Source organism: Rossellomorea sp. NPDC077527, assembly GCF_044542955.1.
Lineage (GTDB): Bacteria > Bacillota > Bacilli > Bacillales > Bacillaceae_B > Rossellomorea > Rossellomorea aquimaris_E.
Genome location: NZ_JBITVL010000002.1, coordinates 13,265 through 35,316, shown reverse-complemented (window position 1 = coordinate 35,316; position 22,052 = coordinate 13,265). Strand labels below are relative to the sequence as shown.

Here is a 22,052-nt window from a genome sequence, read left to right as displayed (position 1 = left end):
GAAGGGGAGTTGAATAAGTGGATAGGCTTATGATGCGCTTTCAGCAGGCAGATGACAGATTGTTTTACAGAATCAATGGGAGTAAAGAACTGTATCGATCATTCTTTGGATATGTGACTCATTTGGGAGGAGCGAGGCTTACCATTGGTTCCATCCTTATCTTGTTAATGTTCGTGCAGCACTATACCGGGGTCAAGAATACGGTCATCGTGGCAATGATTTCTCTTGTCCTAAGCCACATCCTGATGACGTTGGTGAAAAGAGTCGTAAAAAGGATACGCCCCTATATGACATTACCCAACGCAATCATTCATGGCTACCAATTCAAAGACCATTCCTTTCCGTCCGGACATACAACGGCCATATTCTCCCTCACCATTCCATTCATGATTCACTACCCGGTCACGATTCTAGTACTGTTTCCGTTAAGCTCCCTTGTTGGGTATTCAAGAGTCGTCCTTGGAGTGCATTACCCTTCAGATGTATTGGCTGGGGCATTTCTGGCATTTGTAACGACGATGGTGGTGCTACTGTTTTTCTAAATGAAGAATGAAAAAGAATGTAAATGAAGAGGGGGAAATGTATATGAGAGTCGCGCTTTTTTCTGACACGTATTATCCTCAAGTAAATGGTGTGGCAAGGACTTTAAAAAGACTGACCGATCACTATGAGAAAAGAAGGATTGAATACAAAGTATTCGTACCGGATCTTCACGATCAGAAATCACCGTATCCAAATGTACACTCGTTCACGAGCTTTCCCTTTTTTCTTTATCCGGAATGCAGGACGGCAATTGCGAATCCGAAGACCATTGTAAAACAACTTAAAGATTTTTCCCCGACTCTGATTCATGTAACAACACCGCTCACCATGGGTTTCTATGGAATACGAGGAGCAAAGAAAATGGAAATTCCCCTTGTCGCCTCCTATCATACCCACTTTGACATGTACTTGAATTATTACAAGATGATGTGGGCTTCACCTTTACTTTGGAAATATATGAAGTGGTTCTATTCACAAGCTGATCGAATATTTGTACCTTCAGAAGAAACGAAGCTCCATCTTGAAAAACAAGGCTTTACCGATTTATCAATCTGGGGAAGGGGAGTTGATTGTGCTTCCTATTCACCTGAGAAACGAAGTGACTCCATTAGAAAGAAATATAGAATTGAAAAGAAATACATCCTCCTATATGTCGGGAGATTAGCTCCTGAAAAGGATTTGGACACATTGGAAAAAACGATAAAACATCTCCCAAAAGAGGTGAAAGATCAGGTTCAATGGCTTGTCGTGGGAGATGGACCTATGAAAAAAGAACTTATGGAAAAGACAAAAGGGGAAGATGTCATCTTCACAGGCTACGCTACCGGCAATGAACTAGCAGAAATTTATGCATCCTCGGATCTGTTTGTCTTCCCTTCAGCATCAGAGACTTTCGGTAATGTCGTGTTGGAGGCATTTGCATCCGGCTTGCCTGCGGTAGTGGCAGATAAGGGGGGAGTGACAAACATTGTGGAGCATAACCAAACTGGGAGAATAGCGGAAGCCCACCAATATCAATCATTCATCCAGCATATTACCGAAATGTTGAATGAAAACCGTCTTCAATACATGAAACGAAAAGCGTTGCAAATGGCTGATAAGCAATCCTGGGATGCTATTTTTGATGGTCTCATCAAAGAATTCAGGGAAGTATGCGACTATCGTAATGAGAGGCAGCTCTTTGGTTAATAGAAGGTGGAAAAGGTTCCTCATTAAGAGGAACCTTTTTGTATGAGTTGATTCTATCTCTAAGGACAAGCTCATATGTTATAAAGAGGAAAGGGGGGAATGGAGATGGATCGTTCAGGCAAAGAATTTGGGGAGTGGACGGATCAAGCGACGGAACAGATGTTACATAACCTGATTGAAAAAAAACGAAAATTTGATAAAGCAAAGGTCGTGCACCTTTACACATTATGGGGATCCTTATTTGCATCATTCTTTTTTCTGTATTACATGACGAAATTCGTATTGGGGCCCTATTCGTATTCATTTGCTGCCATGTTTTCCGTCTTTGTTTCGAATTCGGTACATTTGATCATGACACTCATACTGGTTGTCCTTTTTGGCGCAACCAAAATACTATTTGAAAAAAAAGAAAAAAAGGAAAAAGAATTTCATGACTTGAGATGTGAAGTCATCGATCGCAGCAAAGATTTATGGAAAGAAGAAGCATGGAAAAAAAGGCACCATGTATATGATAAATTGAAAAAAGAATGGGATATCAATCTGTTTCATGGAAGCAAGTAAACGATAAATTATTGATTATTTAGAGGAGTATTTAGAAAGAATTGGCCCACCACATTATACCTGAGTATAGGAAGGTCAAGCATGCCATGAGCCATAATACACATGAACCATCATCAAAAATAGATCTTTTTATCCCTTTCCTCCTTAAGTATCTCCACAGCTTCCCTGAAGCGCTGGGAGTGAATGATCTCACGTTCCCTTAAAAAGCGTAAGCCGTCATTCAGATCTGGATCATCACTCATATTAATGATCCATTGATACGTAGCCCTTGCTTTCTCTTCAGCAGCGATGTCTTCATATAAATCAGCTATCGGGTCGCCTTTAGCCGCTATATAAGAGGTGGTAAACGGAACACCAGCCGCATTTTGATAAAAGATCGCTCCATCATGATTGACATAATGGGGGTCAAGACCTGCGTCTTTCATCTGCTGTGGAGTGGCATCTTTAATCAATTTATAAACCATTGTCGCAATCATTTCTAAATGGGCGAACTCCTCGGTTCCAATATCCGTTAACAATCCAATCACTTTATCAGGGATTGAATAACGTTGGTTGAGATACCTGAGGGCAGCGGCAAGCTCTCCATCTGCTCCACCATATTGTTCGATCAGGAATTTTGCCAATTTAGGATTGCATGTACTTACTCTTACAGGGTACTGAAGTTTCTTTTCGTAAACCCACATCGTTCTGAACCTCCTTTTCATACATTAGACTTGCCATGGCCAAGGGGCATCCTTCCAATCCCAAGGATAATTGGAGTAGCTGTATCCATAATGGGTCAAGGGGCCGAATTCCTTTTCGAATTTCTTTTTTATTTGTTTCCGAGTCTTAATGTACATATTGTATTGAGAGATTGCCTCGAAATCATCAGGGTGAGTATCCAGGTAAAGCGTAAGGTCGACAATGACAAAATCGACGGCCTGCAATTCTTCTAGCACCTCATAATAATGGGGAGGAAGCTGTTTCATATTGGGTTACTCTCCCTTCGTTTTTTCGTAGGGACTATAATACGGATCGTAAAATACTTTCCAAAGAGTCCCTTTTTGCAGCGCTTCCTTAGGTGAATACTGCTCTAAATTCGGTGGCTGGAACCCAAGGTAAAGGTTGGGAGGTGTCGAATATACCTTTCGTGTAATCGGCTTACACGGATCGAACGGACTTACATACGGATAATATGCTTTATAATACTCCTGCATGATCATCCCTCCTTTAAACAAAATCCTTCGTAACAACATATGAGGGGGGGAGGGTGAACATGTTAATTTATTTAATTTCATATATATATGAAGGAAAATACGGTGAAAATGTTGAATAGGTAAGGTGTAGGATATTAATGATGAGGTGGTCAAATGTTTGTTAAAAATGCCATGATACCGAAACACAAATGCTATGTGGTAGATGAAAATGATTCAATTGAAAAAACGCTGACGGTTCTCGAGCACCATAAAATCGATGGGGTTCCGGTTCTTTCGGATGACCAGTTTAAAGGTGTGGCAACCAGATACAATATTTATCAAAGCTTTTTTCTGTCCGGAATGGAAAAAGGAGCTTTCCTTAAGGAGAAAAAAGCACGGGATATCATCACCAATTCGGACAAATACATTACCGACAAGGATGTATTCGAAAATGCATTGATTGAATTAAAAGATTCACCGATCCTCCCTGTAGTCGGTGAGAACAATGTATTCCTTGGACTCATTACCCGGTTTGATGTTCTGGATCAATTCAGAAGTGCATTCGGGATGGATCAAAAAGGCGTCCGCATCGCCTTCTCTTCTGTAGAAACTGAAGGGCGCATTGCCCGACTCGGTGACATCATTCAGCAATATTCAGAATCGGTGATATCCCTTGTGACCTTCGATGAAACCGACAAGCTACTCCGCCGCATTGTCCTTAAAGTAGAAAAGAAGGACAATATGGATAAGTTTCTTAATAAGCTGGAGAAATCAGGCTTCCGCATCCTTGATATCCAAGAAGATGAATAAGTGAAGAAAACCCTGTATGAAACACAATCCCTCTCATAAGATTTATGGGAGGGATTTTTTTTGATCAATTATTTTGCTAAACTGCTTATCACGTTTCTTTTGGGGTATCTATTCATTACATGGTTTCCGGTAGCTGAACGTCCCACTGAATCGGAGTTCATCGTCGAACTGGTTCTGAATCCTGTCCAATTCTTCGCCGCTTCCATCGCCTTCATGATCGGCCTCTTAGTTCAGGGGAATGTATTAAAAGCCGAAATCTATTCCATCATACAATTTTGGAATGGAAGATTACATAAAGAATTGATGATCATTCCTTTTCATATCGGACTGATTTATGCATTAAGTGTATATGGGGGCTGGCAAACCATGATTTTTTCCTGTTCAGCCTTTTTTTATGGTATTATTTCAATAGATTTTCGCCGTCAAGGAGGCCACAATGCTTGAATTTAGTATCATTTTATTAACAGGGGGGATAAGTCTCCTCTTTCTTATGTTGTATGAAGCCCGACGTAACGTGGTGAAAATAGAAGAGGTGAGACTTCCCCACTTTCCTGAACACATGCAGCCTATATCCCTGTTTTTCATATCGGATATACATAAACGAGAAATTTCAGATGACATCATTGAAGAAGTGAAAGGGAAAACGGATCTCGTCATCATCGGAGGAGACCTTCTGGAAAAAGGGGTTCCTTTATCCAGGGTTGAACGAAATTTGGATAAACTCCTGATATTAGGGAATGTATACTTCGTCTGGGGAAATAATGATTATGAAGGAAATACAACCGATGTAAAGCAACTATTTAAGAAAAAAGGAATCATAGAAATCATTAACTCATCAGTTAAGGTATCGCTGTCTAACGGAATGATGAATATAATCGGCGTAGATGATGCGAGTACTCAACGGACAGATTATCCTATGGCACTCGAACAAGTGTCACCTGAGGAATTCAACCTTCTAGTCAGTCATGATCCAAGACTGATGAACCAAGTTCGTAAAGAAGATGGAATCGATTTCATGATAAGCGGTCATACACACGGTGGACAGATCCGTTTGTTTGGTTGGGGAATGTATAAAAAAGGGAGGCTTGAAACTCTCCCAGAGACGACCCTGTTAGTAAGTAACGGTTATGGAACCACCGCGGTTCCATTGCGTTTAGGTGCCCCCGCTGAAACCCACTTGTTGTTAATCGATAGATTCCGAAAATGAACAATGGTTATTCATTACCTATACAAATTTTACACAAAGAGGTTTCTCGATTATAATTTTAGTGAGAAGAGAAATACTTGGGGGACTATTTATGAGCAATGACAAGAAGTTAGAAGGCAAATACAACATAAAAGCTGTGTCTACCATTTTAGGGATTCAACCAGGTACATTGAGGGCATGGGAAAGAAGATATCAGATCATTGCACCAGTACGGAATGAATCGGGTCACCGTCTATACACAGAGCAGCATTTAAATATATTAAAATGGCTTGTAGAAAAGGTCAATCAAGGGTTTACCATTAGTCAGGCCGTTGCGTTACTGGACAAACAGGAGCTTGAGGAGAACGAGATCTCGTCCTCTGAACAAAAGGATCGCACCCAAACAATTTCCGATGACTTGTTAAAGGCCCTGTTAAGTTTTGATGAAACGAAAGCCCATGAATTGATCAATCAATCGTTTTCGGTTTATACGATAGACAAAGTGGTCATAGACATACTTGGAAGCCTCCTCGTCAGAATTGGGGATCTGTGGGAAAATGGTGAAATCACAACGGCGCATGAGCACTTTGCTACATCCATCCTCCGATCCAGAATCGGAATTATCATGCATTCCTTCCCACACAATGGTATATTACCCAAGGTAGTGGCCGTCTGTGGACCAGGAGAATGGCACGAACTAGGATTGCTGATTTTTACCCTCTACGTAAGAAGGAAAGGGTTTGAGGTCATCTACCTTGGATCGAGTATAAAAGAAAACGATATAGATATTGTCCTGGATGAAGTGAATCCGAAGTTCCTATTCTTCTCGTGCACCCTGCTTGAAAATGTAGACAAGCTCCTATCCCTCGTTACTTCATTAAAAAACGAGCGAAGTGAACTAGTGATTGGAATGGGAGGATTTGCAGTAGATCACTTATCAAATGAGTTAAAAGAGGAATATGACGAACATATAGTGGGACAATCCAAGTCCGAATGGGAGAATTGGCTCAAAAGTAAATTATAAGTGGAGTATGCACTGTTTTCTGCCCCTTACATAGTATGATGATAAATCGTCACACTCTAGGGGGTACGAAGATGAAGCTCGAAAGAATTTCGGACAATAAAATAAAATTTTCCATTAGTGTAGAAGAGTTGGAACAAAAAGGCTTATTTGAACAAGACCAATGGAGAGATTCCTATATGTGGCATGATCTGTTCGAAGACATGTTAGATGAAGTACAGGGAAAGTTCGGTATCGAAACACAAATGGAAATCACAGTGGAAATCGAATCATTCGATGACCAGGAAATTTGCATGATCCTCACGTTGGAATCAGATGATGATTTTTCTGACTGGGAAGAAGGTACCGAAATGATGAAATCCATGAATGATTACGATGTACTCGTGTATTTCGATGATTTCGATGATCTGATTGCCCTTCTTAAACGGATCGATGAAATGGGTAAAGTCAACAATGCCCTCATTCAATGCAGTATTTTTTATTATGAAAATAACTACTATATTCTTATAGAGAATTTGCTTGAGGGAGATAGCTTCATCCTTGAAGCGATTTGCGCTGAGTATGGTCAGCATTCGACGGTGACAAAATACATCCTGATGGAATATGGACGTACTGTGTTACTAAGGGATTCCATTGAGAAGATCTTGTTTTATTTTTGAGTGATTGGTACAGTTTATGAATTTTTACCCCCTTTTAATATATGTTTCGTATTGTTTTTTTTGAGAAGTAGCCTTTTTAGCACTTTCAGGAGATCCTGGAGGTGTTTTTTTGTTTTTTATGGGGTGATTGTCGTGCGGATTTATTAGATGGGATACAGGAGGGTATTTTATCGACCGTTAATTGAATTTATCAACCCTTATCTTAATTTATCGACCGTATTTTCAAGATATCAACCTTATTTTCAAGATATCGACTGTTCGTCAATATACGACATTTTACTTCGCGAACTTGATCTGAATATGTTTGATCGCCCCAGTGCGAGCCCCTTCCGTTTTTCTAGATGTCCAGCTCCGGCGGCTAGTCCCTCGAGGTCATAAGCTAAATGGTCCAAGAAGGCAAAGAACGCCTTCCCGGCCCATTCATCTTATGCTTGTCGGGCCTGCTCAAGCCGCCTCTGCTTTTCTGGATGTCCAGCTCCAGGGGCTTGGGGCTCGAGGTCATAAGTCAAATAACCCAAAAAGGCAAAAAACGCCTTTCCGGGTTACTCGTCTTATGCTTGTCGCCCCAGTGCGAGCCCCTTCCGCTTTTTTGAAATGACAGCGTTTTCAAAAATTTGTTCGTTTTTTAATTTTCCTTCTTTGCAAGAGGAAATCAAACGTGTATACTATGTCATGAAAGCGGACGAGGTTCCGTTAAACAGTGAAGGATACTGGGAGGTTTACATACATGGTAGCCGAAAAGGGGAAAGAAAATCATCAAGCATCAGATCAACATGATGTACTGAAATCGACACAAACGGTTATTCATCTTGCACTTGATAAATTAGGATATTCAGAAGAAGTTTATGAATTATTAAAAGAACCTGTACGAATGTTAACGGTTAAGATACCAGTCCGGATGGACGATGGAAAAGTAAAGGTGTTCACAGGATACCGAGCACAGCATAATGATGCGGTCGGACCGACTAAGGGTGGGATTCGCTTTCACCCGAATGTATCGGAAAAAGAAGTTAAAGCGCTTTCTATCTGGATGAGCTTGAAATGCGGAATTGTCGATCTTCCTTATGGTGGAGGAAAAGGTGGGATCATCTGTGATCCGCGTGATATGTCGTTTAGAGAGCTTGAGCGATTGAGCCGTGGATACGTACGTGCGATCAGCCAGATTGTCGGACCATCCAAAGACATTCCGGCTCCGGATGTTTTCACAAACTCTCAGATCATGGCATGGATGATGGATGAATACAGCCGTATCGATGAATATAATTCTCCAGGGTTCATTACAGGCAAACCATTGGTGCTAGGGGGATCCCATGGCCGTGAAACGGCCACTGCCAAAGGAGTGACGATCTGTATCCATGAAGCAGCAAAGAAAAAGGGAATTAAGCTGGAAGGTGCAAGGGTGGTCGTACAAGGTTTCGGTAACGCTGGGAGCTTCCTTGCCAAGTTCATGCACGATGCTGGGGCAAAGGTGATCGGGATCTCGGATGCATATGGTGGCCTGCATGACGAGGATGGATTGGATATTGATTATTTATTAGACAGAAGGGACAGCTTCGGGACGGTAACGAAGTTGTTTAATAATACAATTACCAATGAAGAACTCCTGGAACTTGATTGCGACATTCTTGTACCAGCAGCCATTGAAAATCAGATAACAGAAAAGAATGCCCATAATATAAGGGCAAGCATCGTAGTAGAAGCGGCTAATGGACCGACGACATTGGAGGCGACGAAAATCTTGACGGAGCGGGGGATTCTTCTTGTTCCCGATGTGTTAGCTTCGTCAGGTGGCGTGACGGTTTCTTACTTCGAATGGGTACAGAACAACCAAGGGTATTACTGGACTGAAGAAGAAGTGGAGGAAAAGCTGGAAAAGATTCTGGTCAGCTCCTTTAACAATGTGTATGAAACGTCACAATCAAGAAGAGTGGATATGAGACTTGCCGCCTATATGGTAGGGGTAAGGAAAATGGCAGAAGCCTGCCGATTCAGAGGCTGGATATAAATTGAATGATTAGGATGGGGTGCACAGCACCCCATCCTTTTTAGTTGAAAAAAGATAATTTTGATCAACATGACAAATAATAGAACCGGAGTGCTACCTTTTGACCTGGATGCAATCTTATTACATAATAATTGAGTAAAGAATATTTATTAATCTGAAGTGTACGGGCGTAATTCACCATTCAGATAGAGGAATTGAAGGAGTGTCTGAATTTGAAAATGGAAGAATGCATCATTGTAGGTGGAGGACCATGTGGGTTGTCCGCTGCCATTAGTTTAAAAGAAAAAGGAATCAATCCTTTGATAATCGAAAAAGGAAACATTGTGAACGCGATCTACCACTACCCCACTCATCAAACGTTCTTTTCATCTAGTGAAAAACTTGAGATTGGCGGTGTGCCATTCGTTATCGAAGAACATAAGCCCAGAAGGAATCAGGCGCTAGTGTATTATCGTGAAGTGGCTAAGCGTAAAGACTTGAGGATCAACCGATTCGAAACTGTTCATTCAGTTAAGAAGAAAGACGGATGTTTTACCGTCTCAACTTCTAAAGGGACGTACGGAAGCAAAACAATTGTCATCGCGACTGGCTATTATGATCATCCCAATTATATGGACATCCCTGGAGAAAAATTGGAGAAGGTTTTCCACTATTTTAAAGAGGCCCATCCGTTTTTTGATACAGATGTTGTCGTCATCGGAGGGAAAAACTCTGCAGTCGATGCAGCACTTGAATTAAATAAAGCGGGAGCAAGAGTAACTGTTTTATATAGGGGAAGTGAATATTCCAAGAGTGTAAAACCTTGGATCCTTCCGAATTTTGATGCTCTTGTAAGAAATGGCGAAGTCACTATGGAATTTAATGCATGTGTAGATGAGATAACGGAAGACTCTGTTATTTACAACGTGAATGGCGAGAAGAAAGAAGTGGACAATGACTTTGTATTCGCCATGACCGGCTATCATCCTGACCACAGCTTCCTGACTAAGATGGGAATTAACATTGACAAGGAGACAGGGCGACCTGCATACAATCCAGAAACGATGGAAACAAATGTGGAAGGAGTTTATATTGCGGGAGTGATTGCAGCCGGGAATAACGCCAATGAAATATTTATAGAAAATGGGCGTCACCACGGTGGACAGATTGCGGATTCAATCACGGTGAGAGAAGGAGATCGTTAGAATAGAAAGAGGCCCATTTATATGGACCTCTTTCGTTTTGATATGAGTCAGTTTTTGAAGATCATTTCCAATTCTTTCATATCACTAGTCTGGGAAAGGGCTACCATCAATTTGATTCTTGCCTTTTGTCCATTCAGACCGTTTGAGAATATGACTCCTTTTTCCTTCAACTGTTTTCCTCCACCGGAATATCCGTAAATATCCTGTACGATACCGTTGAAGCATCTAGAAACCAAGACGACGGGAATGTTTGCTTCAAGGAGTTCTTCAATTCCTGTCACCGTTTCAGGTGGGAGATTCCCCTGCCCTAGAGCCTCTATGATCACCCCGTCGTATTGGAGGTCCTTTATTGCCCTCAGGAGGCCGGAATCCATCCCTGCGTATGCTTTAATCAGCGTCACCCGTTTTGAGATATCGCAAATCTCGTAGTACTCATTTGAAGTGGGTTGATGGTGGAAAAGGACCCCTCTTTTGGTCACGATCCCAATCGGCCCATATTGTGGACTTTGAAAGGTGGATACATTACTCGTGTGGGTTTTGGTCACATTTTTTGCAGAATGAATTTCATCATTCAGAACGACTAAAACCCCTTTGTTCTTTGATTTGTCATCCGCTGCGACCCGGACGGATGATATCAGATTGTACAATCCATCCGCTCCAATTTCATTGCTTGACCTCATCGCTCCTGTCACGACAATAGAGATGGGGAGGGACAGGGTTAAATCTAAGAAATAGGCTGTTTCTTCCAGAGTGTCTGTTCCATGTGTGATGACGACACCATGGAAGGCCTTTTCCTTATATTTTGCTTCAATAATTTCTTTTAGTTTCTGCATATGTTCCGGCGTAACATGGGGTGAAGGCAGGTGAAATGCTTCTTCTACCGTTAGATTTGCCAGGTTTGAAACGATGGACGTTTGTACAGAAAGCGGGTTTTCCTTGCCCGGAGTAACCGCTCCTGTTTGTTCATCCTCCATCATGGAGATGGTACCGCCTGTATGTATGACTAAAATATCTTTCTTCATCGTTCATTCCTCCAACCATTTAAATTCCTATTTCCAATCCTACATTAACATGATACGATTAAGAAAACCGAAAGAAAAGAGGACTTTTTATGCTGGTGATTTTATCAGCGGGTATAGCACCAGGATTAGCATTGTTAAGTTACTTTTATTTACGGGATCAATACGAGGCCGAACCCATTACGTTAGTGTTTAAAACGTTTATGTACGGGGCCCTTATTACTTTTCCGATAATGTTTCTACAATATGTTCTAGAAGTCGAGGGCATCATTGATTCTAATTGGACTACTGCTTTTATTTCCTCAGGATTCCTCGAAGAGTTCTTTAAGTGGTTTATTTTGATGTTTGCAATCTTCCAACACGTGGATTTCAATGAACCGTATGATGGAATTGTTTATGGAGCTAGTGTTTCACTTGGTTTTGCTACAGTTGAAAATATTTTGTATTTGATTGCCAATGGCGTCGAGCATGCATTTGGAAGAGCGATTCTTCCTGTTTCAAGTCATGCCCTTTTTGGTGTCATTATGGGGTACTACCTAGGGAAAGCCAAGTTTTCTTCCAGTGAGGAAAGGCATAAGTGGCTGTTTCTCGCCATATGCGTACCCTTATTTTTACACGGGACTTACAATTATATTTTCCTCGCTGAAAAAAACTGGATTTATTACATGGTTCCATTCATGCTTTTCTTATGGTGGTTAGGGTTAAAGAAAGTGAAAAGCGCCCACCAGCTTACAGAGAAGAAATACAAAAGGGAATTGAAGAAAGAAGTCATCTAAAGATGCTTCCGGTGGGAGCGTCTTTTTCTGTGAATCGCAGTGAAAAACGAAGCCCCCGCTCAATGCAGGGGCTTCGTTTTATTTATATGTTGCGGCAAGATCAGTTTTAGGTGCTTCTTTCCGCTTCACTTCATCAATTTTATTCACAAACATTTGAAATACTTTTCTTTTTTCATCCAAGTCGCGTATGTATTCTTTCAGTTCGTTATATTTTTCTTCAAATGGTTTATGATACATCTCACGGATATTATCAATGATTTCTTCATTCACAGTGGATTGAATGACCTGCTTTGTGATGCCATATTTATAGGAATAAACTTTCAATTCCTTTTTTACATCCTCGTAGTCTGAATTAATCTGATCCAAAACCTCTGATATATCCTTTTTCCATTCATCTAAAGATTTCGCTAAATAGTCCTCCATGATGACCCTCCCGTTAACATGATAGATTTTCCCTTCGTTTCAGTATAACTTTCCTTGTTTACATCCCTTTTGCTGAGACATTACATTGTCTTATCAAAGTAGTTCCATTATTTGTAAGTGTGTTGTCCTTTTCATATTTTTATCATTCCACTTGTATAAAATGGGAGTCTCTACAAAAACTAGAGTTAATGTTAATTGAAGATATGGAGGTTAAAGCATTATGAAAAGTCGTTTCAAAATGATTTCTGCTTCAGTCGTCATGGTGCTTATGTGTTCTCTCTTTATGATTTCTTCTGAAGGGGAGAAGGCAGATGCTTTTTCAAACCAGGTAATCCAACAAGGCGCAACGGGTGAAGATGTAATCGAGCTTCAATCCAGACTTCAATATATCGGGTATTATAACGGTGATATTGATGGGGTATTTGGATGGGGAACGTACTGGGCACTTAGAAACTTTCAATACGAATTCGGACTGAAAATCGATGGACTTGCAGGAGCAAAAACAAAAGCAAAGCTCCAGAAGGCGTCAAAGTATAATAAACAATTTGTGAAAAATCAAATTGAAAAAGGGAACAAATTCAGTCACTATGGCGGTACGGATCTTAATAAACAAAAAGCTCCCAGTGGAGGAGGCAAGAGTGGAGGGGGAGGTAAAGCCACTCAGCAAAATAAACCAGCTCAAAAACCTGCACCCTCTAAACCAACGGCAGCGAATACACCAAATGGATACTCTCAAAATGACATTCAATTGATCGCCAACGCAGTATATGGAGAGTCACGTGGTGAACCATACGAGGGTCAAGTGGCTGTAGCGGCAGTTATTCTCAATCGAATAGACAGTTCAGCGTTTCCTAATACCGTTGCAGGGGTCATCTTTGAACCAGGTGCGTTCACAGCTGTAGCCGACGGTCAAATCTGGTTAACCCCTAATGAAAGAGCAAAAGAAGCGGTATTGGATGCAATAAATGGTTGGGATCCTTCATCAAGTGCCCTCTATTACTTTAATCCTGCGACGGCAACTAGCAAATGGATATGGTCGCGTCCACAAATCAAGAAAATAGGAAAACATATATTCTGTAACTAAAGAGGTGAAGCGAAATGCTGCGTGTCATTCTAATTACGGTTCTTGTCCTGGGTGTAGCCGGTACCGCTTTCTGGGGGTACCAGGAACATCAGGAGAAAAATGCGATACTAATTAATGCAGAAAACAACTATCAAAGAGCGTTTCATGAACTAACATATCAAGTGGATCTCCTGCATGATAAAATCGGTACGACGCTTGCAATGAATTCAAGAAAATCATTGTCTCCGGAACTTGCAGATGTGTGGAGATTAACTTCACAAGCCCACAGCGATGTAGGGCAGCTTCCATTAACGCTGCTTCCATTTAATAAAACAGAAGAATTTTTAAGCAAAATCGGTGATTTCAGCTATAGGGTGGCCGTAAGAGATTTAGATAAAAACCCATTAACGGATAAAGAATATAAGTCCTTGGAAAGTCTTTATAAACAAAGTGCCGATATTCAGGATCAGCTAAGAAAAGTGCAACATCTTATCATGGAGAATAATTTGCGGTGGATGGATGTTGAGCTTGCTTTGGCAACCGGAAAAGAACAAGCGGATAATACCATTATCGACGGCTTCAAGACCGTTGAGAAGAATGTATCAGGATATGATGAGGCAAGCTTCGGTACGACTACATTTGTTAACTCAGAGAAAAAAGATCAAAACTTTAAAAAGTTAAAAGGAAAAGAGATTTCTAAAGAGGAAGCAGTTCAAATTTTACGTAAGTATTCAGGAATCTCTAAATCAAAAGATGCCAAGGTATCCAAAAGCGGGAAAGGATCGGACTATAAGTTCTTCAGTGTTTCAATCGGAAACGGTAATACTGAAGCAAGCATGGACATCACCCAAAAAGGCGGATATCCGATCTGGTATATCAATAACCGAGAAATCAAGAAACCGAAAATCAGTTTGAACAAAGCGGCTGAAAAAGCAACGGCTTTCTTAAAGGATAATAACTTTCAAAATCTGGAGATGTTCGAAAGTGCCCAGTATGATAATATCGGTATGTTCACCTATGTGACATCCTTGGACGGTGTGAGGATCTACCCAGATTCAGTCAAAATAAAAGTAGCACTCGATAACGGACAAATTGTAGGGTTTGCAGCTGAAGAATACTTAAAGAATAATCACGAAAGAGAAATACCTAAAGCAACGATTACAAAGGCCGAGGCGAAGGAAACGACCAATCCTAATCTTAAAATTATGGAAGAGCGCCAAGCGATAATCGTTAACGATCTTAATGAAGAAGTCCTATGCTATGAATTCCTAGGTATGCTAGGAAAAGATACCTATCGAATTTTCATTAATGCAAAAACGGGAGAAGAAGAAAAAGTAGAGCGACTCAAAAATGCAGAACCAATTTATGAAGAAGTAGTATAACACTTACTGGGACGGATCTCCTCAATCGGAGGTCCGTCCCTCTTTCCTGTTGGAAAATTCAAAAAGATGTGGAAAGGAGTAGGCTGACGTGCCATAATATAGATACAAAATACGGAAAGTGGGAATTTTGGACTATGATAAAAGCAGGTACCACGTTGCAATTGGAACCTATACATAATGAGTCATTTGATCGATATAGATGCAGGGTCGTCGAGATTGGACAGGAAGGGATTTATATTGATTATCCCATTCATACCAAAACTGAGAAAGCCATCTTTTTAATTGACGGCACACAACTCAAAGCAAGCTTTACCATCAATGAGCAAACGGTTCTGATGTTTGAAACGGAAGTGATGGGCCGTAAATTATCCAAAATACCGATGATCTACCTTCACTATCCCGGTGATGATGGATTAGTGAAGGTTCAAAGGAGACAATTCGTTCGGGTAGAAGCCAATACGGATATTTCATTGAAGATTGATGACTGCTTTTACCCTACCCTTACCGAAGACCTCAGCGCTGGTGGATGTGCAGTAGTGGTGAGAAAGGGGATGGATCTGAAAAGTGGAACGAAGCTGTCTACAATCATCGTTCTTCCAATGCAAACCGGAGAGTGTCAGTATGTAGAAATCGAAGGCAAGGTCATCCGGGTATGGGAGAAAGAGCATAAAGAAGTGGCAAGTATTGAATTTGTTCATTTAACTGAAAATCAAAGGCAGCTCATTTTAAGATATTGCTTTGAAAAGCAGCTCGATTTAAGAAAAAAAGGCTTACTTGAATAAAAAGTTTAAATGTACACATACTTTTTCTTAGAATAGAAAAAGGGTGATGTTAGATGAAAACAGTTGAACGGATCTTAATTAAATTAGCCATCATACACTTTATATTATTAATAGCGGTACAATTTATGGTCCATCAATTGAATATCATTCCAGAGCTTCATAAGATCGTCTTTTATGAAGGTGTGGAGAAAATGGAATACAGTGATATAGTGGAAACCATTTCAAACAGAGCAGGAGAATGAAACCTGCTCTCTTTTTCTGAATGGGTTTGTGAGGTAACACACTCATCAGAAAAGAATCCTTAAACGAAATCGTAGATTTATGTTAAAATGGGTAAGAAAATTATTAGGAACATAAGTAGGTGGACGAATTGAAAAAATTAAGAATTGCGATTGATGGTCCTGCAGCTGCAGGCAAAAGTACGGTTGCCAAAATAGTGGCAGGAAAATTATCTTATCTTTATATTGATACCGGTGCGATGTATCGCTCATTAACGTATAAAGCTTTGACCAATAATGTAGATTTGCATAATGAACAAGAATTGAATCAATTGCTATCCGGAACGACGATTGATCTTGAACCTTCAGATCAGGGACAGCTTGTGTTACTAGACGGGGAGAACGTAACAGATGAAATCCGTCAGGCATCTGTGACCAATTCCGTTTCCCACGTGGCTGTTCATTCTCGTGTAAGGGAAGAGATGGTGAAAAGACAGCAGGAACTTGCCCAGGAAGGCGCAGTGGTGATGGATGGAAGGGATATTGGAACTCATGTCATTCCAGATGCCGAAATCAAAGTCTTTTTACTTGCGAGTGTTGATGAAAGGGCCCAACGGAGACATGAAGAGAACCTCTCGAAGGGATACCCGTCTGACCTGGATCAATTAAAAGAAGAAATAGCCCGCCGTGACAAAATTGATTCAGAAAGAGAAGTGGCCCCGCTTAGAAAAGCAGAGGATGCCACGGAAATAGACACCACGTCCCTTTCCATATCAGAAGTCGTGGACCAAATTATGGTGTTAGTAGAAAGGAAAGGTTAAAGTGAACCTATATACCTTTGCTAGAGGTCTCGTTAAGTCGATTCTTTCTCCATTGTACCGAATAGAGGTACAGGGATTGGAGCACTTCCCAAAAGATGGCGGGGTGCTGCTTTGTGCCAATCATATTGATAACCTTGATCCCCCTGTTGTGGGGATCTCTGCCCCGAGGCCTGTCTCCTTCATGGCTAAAGAAGAGCTCTTCGGTGTCCCTTTACTCGGAAAGCTGTTACCTGGGTTGCGTGCATTCCCTGTCAAAAGGGGGATGAGTGACCGGGAAGCACTTCGAAAAGGATTGCAGGTTTTGAAAGAGGGAGATGTTTTAGGACTGTTCCCAGAGGGTACAAGAAGTAAGACAGGACAAATAGGAAAGGGATTGGCTGGTGCAGGATTCTTTGCACTCCGTTCTGATGCTTACGTTGTACCTTGTGCCATCATCGGACCATACAAGCCGTTCAAGAAATTGAAGGTAGTATTCGGGCAGCCGATCCCGATGGAAAGTATCCGCGAAGAAAGATTGAATGCGGAGAAAACGACGGAAATCATTATGCAGCATATTGAAAACCTGATACATGAACATCAATAATATAAGGTTTCCCGCTTGACAAAATGTAGTATTTATTAGAAGTTAGTAGAAAGAATATTTTATATTGCGAAGTCTTACAATAATCAAAATCTTTGCAGTCATGGATTAAGGAGGAGTACATAATGGAAGACATGAATGGAATTGAAGTGAAGAACCTTGAAATTGGTGAAAAAGTGAAAGGAACAGTTACTAAGGTTGAAGAAAAACAAGTCTTAGTCGACGTTCAAGATAGTAAAGTAGATGGCATCATTCCAATCAGTGAACTCTCGAGCCTTCATATTGAAAAAGCTTCTGATGTAGTCAATGAAGGGGATGTACTTGAGTTAATCGTGACAAAAGTGGAAGAAGAGCTACTGGTTCTTTCCAAGCGTAAAGTGGACGCTGAAAAGGCATGGGAAGAAATGAAGAGCCGCTTTGAAAACGGTGACGTGTTTGAAGCTGAAGTAAAAGATGTTGTAAAAGGCGGCCTTGTTGTCGACCTTGGAGTCCGGGGATTTGTTCCAGCATCTTTGGTTGAAGATTATTATGTTGAGGATTTTTCAGACTATAAAGATAAAACGTTAACGTTCAAAATTGTTGAATTAGATCAGGAGAAGAACCGCTTAATCCTCTCCCACCGAGCTGTAGTAGAGGCAGAGAAGCAACAGCAAAAGAAAAAGCTCCTGACGGATATCGAATCCGGTGCTGTACTTGAAGGAACGGTTCAACGAATCACGGATTTTGGTGCATTCGTCGATATCGGTGGGGTAGATGGCCTTGTTCATATTTCTCAGCTATCTCATGAACATGTTGAAAAGCCTTCCGACGTCGTTACAGAAGGTCAAAAAGTACAGGTGAAGGTATTGAGTGTCGATCGTGACAACGAACGTATTTCTTTATCCATTAAAGAAACCCTGCCTGGACCATGGAGTGAAATCTCTGAAAAGGCACCTAAAGGAAGCGTGTTGGACGGTGTCGTAAAACGCCTGGTCTCCTATGGTGCATTTGTAGAAGTGTTACCTGGAGTCGAAGGGCTTGTTCATATCTCTCAGATTTCACATAAGCATATCGGTACACCTCACGAAGTACTGCAAGAAAATCAGGATGTGAAAGTGAAGGTACTAGACGTTAATGAAAACGAACAACGCCTATCCTTAAGCATCAAGGCCCTCGAAGAAAAAGAGGAAGAAGTAACCGACTACGAAATGCCTGAAGAAAGTACCGGCTTCCAATTGGGCGAAATGATTGGAGACAAACTAAAAGATCTTAAGTAATGGTGATGAATTGTGACGAGAGCTCAAAGAAAGCAAGACCATATTAATTATGCTTTATCAACCGGCCAACAACGCAAGACCGGCTTTGATGAAGTGGCTTTTGTCCACCAAAGCTTACCGAATATAGCAGTAGATGACATTCATCTACAGACTCAAATTGGCGAACTTACTTGGAGTTCGCCAATTTTCATAAATGCTATGACAGGTGGAGGTGGGGAATCCACATCAAAGATTAATGAAGAATTATCAATCCTTTCCAGGGAAACGGGTCTTGCGATCGCGGTAGGTTCCCAAATGTCAGCGCTTAAAGACCGTACCGAACGAAGTACGTATGAAATTGTACGAAAGCACAACCCGAATGGGATGGTGTTTGGTAATTTAGGCAGTGAGGCTACCGTTCAGCAGGCGAGAGATGCCGTTGAAATGATTGAAGCCAACGCCTTGCAGATTCACTTGAATGTGATACAAGAACTGACGATGCCTGAAGGCGACCGTGACTTCAGAGGGGCATTGGACAGAATAAAGGAGATTGCCGAGCGTATTTCAGTCCCTGTCATCGTGAAAGAGACGGGTTTTGGCATCAGCAAAGAAGTTGCAGATGCCTTGTCCCACTCTAATATCTCAGCCATCGATATAGGTGGGTTCGGCGGGACAAATTTTTCGAAAATCGAAAATCAACGCCGAAAACGGATGTTGGATTTTTTCGATGATTGGGGGATTCCCACTGCCATATCCCTGGCCGAGTGCCACGCTGCTTCGGATAAGCCTATTCTTGCTTCCGGAGGTATCCAGAATAGCTTAGACATCGTTAAGGCTTTTGGTTTAGGGGCATCAGCCGTTGGAATGGCTGGAGTCATCCTTAAGCAGCTACTTGAATCAGGTCTGGAGGATACCATTGAGGAAGTACGCCAAATTCATTCAGATATACAGTTTTTAATGTGTGCTCTCGGATGCAGGAAAATTGAGGATTTTCATAGCGTACCAATGGTATTATCGGGCCACGTTTATCATTGGCTTGAAATGAGAGGGTTGAATCCTGAAGGATATAGCAGGAGAGCGTTAAATATGTAAAAGAACGATTTCTCAGTTTGAGAAATCGTTCTTTTTTTTTGAAATAGTTTCGTTATGGGGAATTTTAGAATTAGGCTGGATTATTAGTGAAAGCGGCCGGATTCCCTTTTATTTCTACTGGATTATCACTCAAAACGGCCGGATCTTTTACGATTTCGGCTGGATTAATGAGTGATGGCAGATAAACGATGAGAACGAATATGATTGTCACCTCTAACCAAGCCGCCTCCGCTTTTTGTGGTGTCCAGCTCTAGTGGCTTGGGGATCGAGGTCATAAGTCGCCCCAGGGCAAGCCCCTTCCACTTTTCTTGATTACCTCTGTCCTTTTTTAGCTTCTTCCGTTCCCTCAAGGCTGGTTGCTCCGTTGTAGTGTAAGCCTTGATCTCTGTCAGATTCCACTCGTTTGCTTTGTTTGAGTTTCTTTTCTTGTCGATCTTTACCCATTCGAATACACCTCCCTTCTTTATTTTTTCTTTGAAAAGTTTATTCATACGTGAATGAGATACATAAAGATTTTCCATAATGTAGATAATAGGAGGGGGAGATTGGGTATGGATGGGATTATGTATTTGTGGTTACTTTGGGGAATGTGGATTTATACAACGTTTTTAATGAGAAAGTCTCATCCACATCGTTTCCGGTATTCTTTTCTTTGTTTACTTCTCATTTGTGCATTTCCTTATGGAATGAAGATTGCATCGGTGGAGGTATCCTTTCCTGTTTTTGTACTCGCACTCATTTGTATCCTATACATAAGAAATCTTCATTTGAAGGATAAGTTATATATGCTTATCGCTGTACTGACGATGGGAATGCTTTATGCAGGGGTTGGGTTGCTTTCTATTTATGACCCTGTCCTCATGTTTATGGATCGTGATTATATTCTTTCTTTGTCCTTTGTGCTGGTGAGTGTTCTTTTTTATGGTCATTCTTCCCTTTCCGAGTTTCGTGTCATCGCGATCGGTGGAAGTAGTGTGATTGGCGATTTCTTTCTTAGCGTTCCATTAAACAACGTAGGATTCACCTATCCCATTGGTGGTCCGGCCTACCTGGATATTCTGGCTTTGTCCATAGGATTACACTTTGCATTGAAGGTGTTCGGAGAGTTGAATCAGTTCGTTACGATCAAGACACAGCCAAATAAGGGGGAAATGAAAAATCTATGAATGTCTATGTGTATCCGGTGATCTTTGGTGTGGTTGTAGGGACTTTGACGAGAATCTATATGCTTCGTACGGACTATCGCCAATATCCAACATATCTGCACGGAAAGATTATACATATTGCACTTGGTTTCATTGCAGCAGGTCTAGGCACCATCGCCATTCCTGCTTTATTGGAAGAGAATTTCACGGCGATTACGTTTCTTACGGTTGCTGCTTCTCAGTTCAGGGACGTGAGAAATATGGAGAGAAATACGCTTACGGAGCTTGATGCATATGAGCTTGTTCCAAGAGGGGCTACATACATCGAAGGAATTGCCATTGCCTTTGAAAGCCGAAATTACTTAGTCATTTTCACCTCTCTTCTAGCCACGATTGCGTATATCGTTTTTAACATATATGCTGCTCTAGTGATTAGTGCCATTTGTATGGTACTTGCTCATAAGCTAATGGCCGGCGGACGTTTGAAGGACATCGTGGACATTGAATATGTGAAGCCTCACTTTGACGGTGCAGGATTATATGTTGATAACATTTATATCATGAATATCGGTCTTAAAGTAAGGCAGGAGGAAATCTTGCGATACGGGATGGGGTTTATCCTTTCACCCAAATCATTCGATGCAAGATCGACTCTCGCGAATCTCGGTCAACGTCAGGCAATTCTTCATGACATGTCGACCTCCCTGGGGATTTTTAAAGATTCAGGGACTCCTGCTCTAACTCCTCTTGCTAAGAGAGACTTAGACGATGGAAGAGTCGGAGTATTTGTTTTGCCGCAGCGTAAAGATGTAGAAAAAGCTATCGCCATTCTAGGGCAGGTACCGACCTTGGAAAATGCGATCAGGATGCCGTCCGAGTCTAAGGCGAATCAAGAGGGGAGTCCTATAGAATGAGTACCACTATACAGAAGTTCATCCTCGCGACCGTGACAACAACACCTGAAAAAGTACCGAGCGGAACAAGTGTCTTCTATTGTAAAACAGACGAAGAATTACAAAAAATCTGTGCGAATTTAGAAGCCATTTTGGATGGGATTGCGCATGAAATTGCTGAGGGACTATTTATCATTGTAAAACATTGATTGCCAGTTTATTCTTTTATTGATAAAATAGTAAAGTTAGGGGGGCTGTCCCATAAGGAAACAATACCTTAAGGGCCAGTCC

Annotated in this window: 29 protein-coding genes; 22 read left to right on the top strand and 7 right to left on the bottom strand. The window is 41.3% G+C overall.

From position 1 onward, the window contains the following. Nucleotides 1-17: 17 nt before the first annotated feature. From ACIGG7_RS05365 to ACIGG7_RS05355, 3 genes are all read left to right on the top strand, one after another. Nucleotides 18-542, top strand: coding sequence for a phosphatase PAP2 family protein (locus tag ACIGG7_RS05365; protein ID WP_224940343.1), 525 nt, complete (start codon nt 18-20; stop codon nt 540-542). Nucleotides 543-585: 43 nt separating this feature from the next. Then, nucleotides 586-1,731, top strand: coding sequence for a glycosyltransferase family 4 protein (locus ACIGG7_RS05360; protein WP_397549110.1), 1,146 nt, complete (start codon nt 586-588; stop codon nt 1,729-1,731). Between the two features lie 105 nt (nt 1,732-1,836). Then, nucleotides 1,837-2,292 (top strand): DUF2663 family protein, encoded by a 456-nt coding sequence (locus ACIGG7_RS05355; RefSeq protein WP_224940345.1) that lies wholly within the window; start codon nt 1,837-1,839, stop codon nt 2,290-2,292. A 113-nt stretch (nt 2,293-2,405) separates the two neighbouring features. On the opposite strand, the gene ACIGG7_RS05350 is transcribed toward ACIGG7_RS05355, so the two are convergent. From ACIGG7_RS05350 to ACIGG7_RS05340, 3 genes are read right to left on the bottom strand one after another with little or no spacing between them, the layout of a single operon-like run. Continuing rightward, nucleotides 2,406-2,975 carry a manganese catalase family protein gene (locus ACIGG7_RS05350; RefSeq protein ID WP_224940346.1) on the bottom strand — a complete coding sequence of 190 codons (570 nt, stop codon included), beginning with the start codon at nt 2,973-2,975 and terminating at the stop codon, nt 2,406-2,408. 24 nt (nt 2,976-2,999) lie between these two features. Beyond that, nucleotides 3,000-3,260, bottom strand: coding sequence for a spore coat protein CotJB (locus tag ACIGG7_RS05345; RefSeq protein WP_224940347.1), 261 nt, complete (start codon nt 3,258-3,260; stop codon nt 3,000-3,002). Between the two features lie 6 nt (nt 3,261-3,266). Then, on the bottom strand, nt 3,267-3,488 hold the full coding sequence (locus ACIGG7_RS05340) for a spore coat associated protein CotJA (RefSeq protein WP_206849415.1): 222 nt from the start codon (nt 3,486-3,488) through the stop codon (nt 3,267-3,269). A gap of 153 nt (nt 3,489-3,641) precedes the next feature. On the opposite strand from ACIGG7_RS05340, the gene ACIGG7_RS05335 reads away from it, so the two are divergent. The 7 genes from ACIGG7_RS05335 (at nt 3,642) to ACIGG7_RS05305 (ending at nt 10,332) form a co-directional block, all read left to right on the top strand. Then, on the top strand, nt 3,642-4,277 hold the full coding sequence (locus ACIGG7_RS05335) for a CBS domain-containing protein (RefSeq protein WP_224940348.1): 636 nt from the start codon (nt 3,642-3,644) through the stop codon (nt 4,275-4,277). Between the two features lie 60 nt (nt 4,278-4,337). Next, a complete protein-coding gene (locus tag ACIGG7_RS05330; protein ID WP_224940349.1) occupies nt 4,338-4,721 on the top strand; it encodes a hypothetical protein in 384 nt (127 codons plus the stop codon). Next, entirely contained in the window at nt 4,714-5,484 is a 771-nt protein-coding gene (locus ACIGG7_RS05325) for a metallophosphoesterase (RefSeq protein WP_397549109.1), read from the top strand. Before ACIGG7_RS05330 ends, ACIGG7_RS05325 begins: the two co-directional genes overlap by 8 nt. 91 nt (nt 5,485-5,575) lie before the next feature. Beyond that, entirely contained in the window at nt 5,576-6,487 is a 912-nt protein-coding gene (locus tag ACIGG7_RS05320; RefSeq protein WP_224940351.1) for a MerR family transcriptional regulator, read from the top strand. Between the two features lie 71 nt (nt 6,488-6,558). Then, a complete protein-coding gene (locus ACIGG7_RS05315) occupies nt 6,559-7,143 on the top strand; it encodes an adaptor protein MecA (protein WP_224940352.1) in 585 nt (194 codons plus the stop codon). A gap of 727 nt (nt 7,144-7,870) precedes the next feature. Then, nucleotides 7,871-9,148 (top strand): Glu/Leu/Phe/Val family dehydrogenase, encoded by a 1,278-nt coding sequence (locus ACIGG7_RS05310; RefSeq protein WP_397549108.1) that lies wholly within the window; start codon nt 7,871-7,873, stop codon nt 9,146-9,148. Between the two features lie 212 nt (nt 9,149-9,360). After that, entirely contained in the window at nt 9,361-10,332 is a 972-nt protein-coding gene (locus tag ACIGG7_RS05305) for a YpdA family putative bacillithiol disulfide reductase (protein WP_397549107.1), read from the top strand. Nucleotides 10,333-10,379: 47 nt separating this feature from the next. Here ACIGG7_RS05305 and ACIGG7_RS05300 read toward each other — a convergent pair whose 3' ends face one another. Beyond that, nucleotides 10,380-11,354 carry an asparaginase gene (locus ACIGG7_RS05300; RefSeq protein ID WP_224940355.1) on the bottom strand — a complete coding sequence of 325 codons (975 nt, stop codon included), beginning with the start codon at nt 11,352-11,354 and terminating at the stop codon, nt 10,380-10,382. Between the two features lie 89 nt (nt 11,355-11,443). Here ACIGG7_RS05300 and prsW point away from each other — a divergent pair, with 89 nt between their 5' ends. After that, complete coding sequence (gene prsW / locus ACIGG7_RS05295; protein WP_224940356.1) at nt 11,444-12,127, top strand: glutamic-type intramembrane protease PrsW; 684 nt, start codon at nt 11,444-11,446, stop codon at nt 12,125-12,127. Between the two features lie 78 nt (nt 12,128-12,205). On the opposite strand, the gene ACIGG7_RS05290 is transcribed toward prsW, so the two are convergent. Then, a complete protein-coding gene (locus tag ACIGG7_RS05290) occupies nt 12,206-12,550 on the bottom strand; it encodes a hypothetical protein (RefSeq protein ID WP_224940357.1) in 345 nt (114 codons plus the stop codon). A 259-nt stretch (nt 12,551-12,809) separates the two neighbouring features. Here ACIGG7_RS05290 and sleB point away from each other — a divergent pair, with 259 nt between their 5' ends. The 8 genes from sleB (at nt 12,810) to fni (ending at nt 19,723) form a co-directional block, all read left to right on the top strand. Further along, the gene (gene sleB / locus ACIGG7_RS05285; RefSeq protein WP_397549654.1) at nt 12,810-13,634 is read left to right on the top strand and encodes a spore cortex-lytic enzyme; all 825 of its coding nucleotides are present in this window, start codon (nt 12,810-12,812) and stop codon (nt 13,632-13,634) included. A 14-nt stretch (nt 13,635-13,648) separates the two neighbouring features. Further along, entirely contained in the window at nt 13,649-14,995 is a 1,347-nt protein-coding gene (gene ypeB, locus ACIGG7_RS05280) for a germination protein YpeB (protein WP_224940359.1), read from the top strand. Between the two features lie 155 nt (nt 14,996-15,150). Next, a complete protein-coding gene (locus ACIGG7_RS05275; protein ID WP_263628058.1) occupies nt 15,151-15,777 on the top strand; it encodes a flagellar brake protein in 627 nt (208 codons plus the stop codon). A 53-nt stretch (nt 15,778-15,830) separates the two neighbouring features. Then, entirely contained in the window at nt 15,831-16,019 is a 189-nt protein-coding gene (locus ACIGG7_RS05270; RefSeq protein WP_224940361.1) for a YpfB family protein, read from the top strand. A 128-nt stretch (nt 16,020-16,147) separates the two neighbouring features. Further along, the gene (gene cmk / locus ACIGG7_RS05265) at nt 16,148-16,816 is read left to right on the top strand and encodes a (d)CMP kinase (protein WP_397549106.1); all 669 of its coding nucleotides are present in this window, start codon (nt 16,148-16,150) and stop codon (nt 16,814-16,816) included. Nucleotide 16,817: 1 nt separating this feature from the next. Then, complete coding sequence (locus ACIGG7_RS05260) at nt 16,818-17,399, top strand: lysophospholipid acyltransferase family protein (protein ID WP_224940363.1); 582 nt, start codon at nt 16,818-16,820, stop codon at nt 17,397-17,399. A 119-nt stretch (nt 17,400-17,518) separates the two neighbouring features. Next, entirely contained in the window at nt 17,519-18,652 is a 1,134-nt protein-coding gene (gene rpsA, locus ACIGG7_RS05255; protein ID WP_224941299.1) for a 30S ribosomal protein S1, read from the top strand. Nucleotides 18,653-18,664: 12 nt separating this feature from the next. Further along, nucleotides 18,665-19,723 carry a type 2 isopentenyl-diphosphate Delta-isomerase gene (fni, locus tag ACIGG7_RS05250; RefSeq protein ID WP_397549105.1) on the top strand — a complete coding sequence of 353 codons (1,059 nt, stop codon included), beginning with the start codon at nt 18,665-18,667 and terminating at the stop codon, nt 19,721-19,723. Nucleotides 19,724-19,793: 70 nt separating this feature from the next. Here the strand turns inward: fni and ACIGG7_RS05245 are convergent, their stop codons facing one another. Together ACIGG7_RS05245 and ACIGG7_RS05240 are read right to left on the bottom strand one after the other, a co-directional pair. Beyond that, the gene (locus ACIGG7_RS05245; RefSeq protein ID WP_224940365.1) at nt 19,794-19,934 is read right to left on the bottom strand and encodes a hypothetical protein; all 141 of its coding nucleotides are present in this window, start codon (nt 19,932-19,934) and stop codon (nt 19,794-19,796) included. Between the two features lie 101 nt (nt 19,935-20,035). Next, the gene (locus tag ACIGG7_RS05240; RefSeq protein ID WP_224940366.1) at nt 20,036-20,167 is read right to left on the bottom strand and encodes a YpzI family protein; all 132 of its coding nucleotides are present in this window, start codon (nt 20,165-20,167) and stop codon (nt 20,036-20,038) included. 107 nt (nt 20,168-20,274) lie between these two features. On the opposite strand from ACIGG7_RS05240, the gene ACIGG7_RS05235 reads away from it, so the two are divergent. From ACIGG7_RS05235 to ACIGG7_RS05225, 3 genes are read left to right on the top strand one after another with little or no spacing between them, the layout of a single operon-like run. Continuing rightward, nucleotides 20,275-20,889, top strand: a complete 615-nt coding sequence (locus ACIGG7_RS05235) for a YphA family membrane protein (RefSeq protein WP_224940367.1) — start codon at nt 20,275-20,277, stop codon at nt 20,887-20,889. After that, the gene (locus ACIGG7_RS05230; protein ID WP_224940368.1) at nt 20,886-21,782 is read left to right on the top strand and encodes a YIEGIA family protein; all 897 of its coding nucleotides are present in this window, start codon (nt 20,886-20,888) and stop codon (nt 21,780-21,782) included. Before ACIGG7_RS05235 ends, ACIGG7_RS05230 begins: the two co-directional genes overlap by 4 nt. Beyond that, entirely contained in the window at nt 21,779-21,970 is a 192-nt protein-coding gene (locus tag ACIGG7_RS05225; RefSeq protein ID WP_224940369.1) for a capping complex subunit for YIEGIA, read from the top strand. The genes ACIGG7_RS05230 and ACIGG7_RS05225 overlap by 4 nt, the downstream gene beginning before the upstream one ends. Nucleotides 21,971-22,052: the final 82 nt, after the last annotated feature.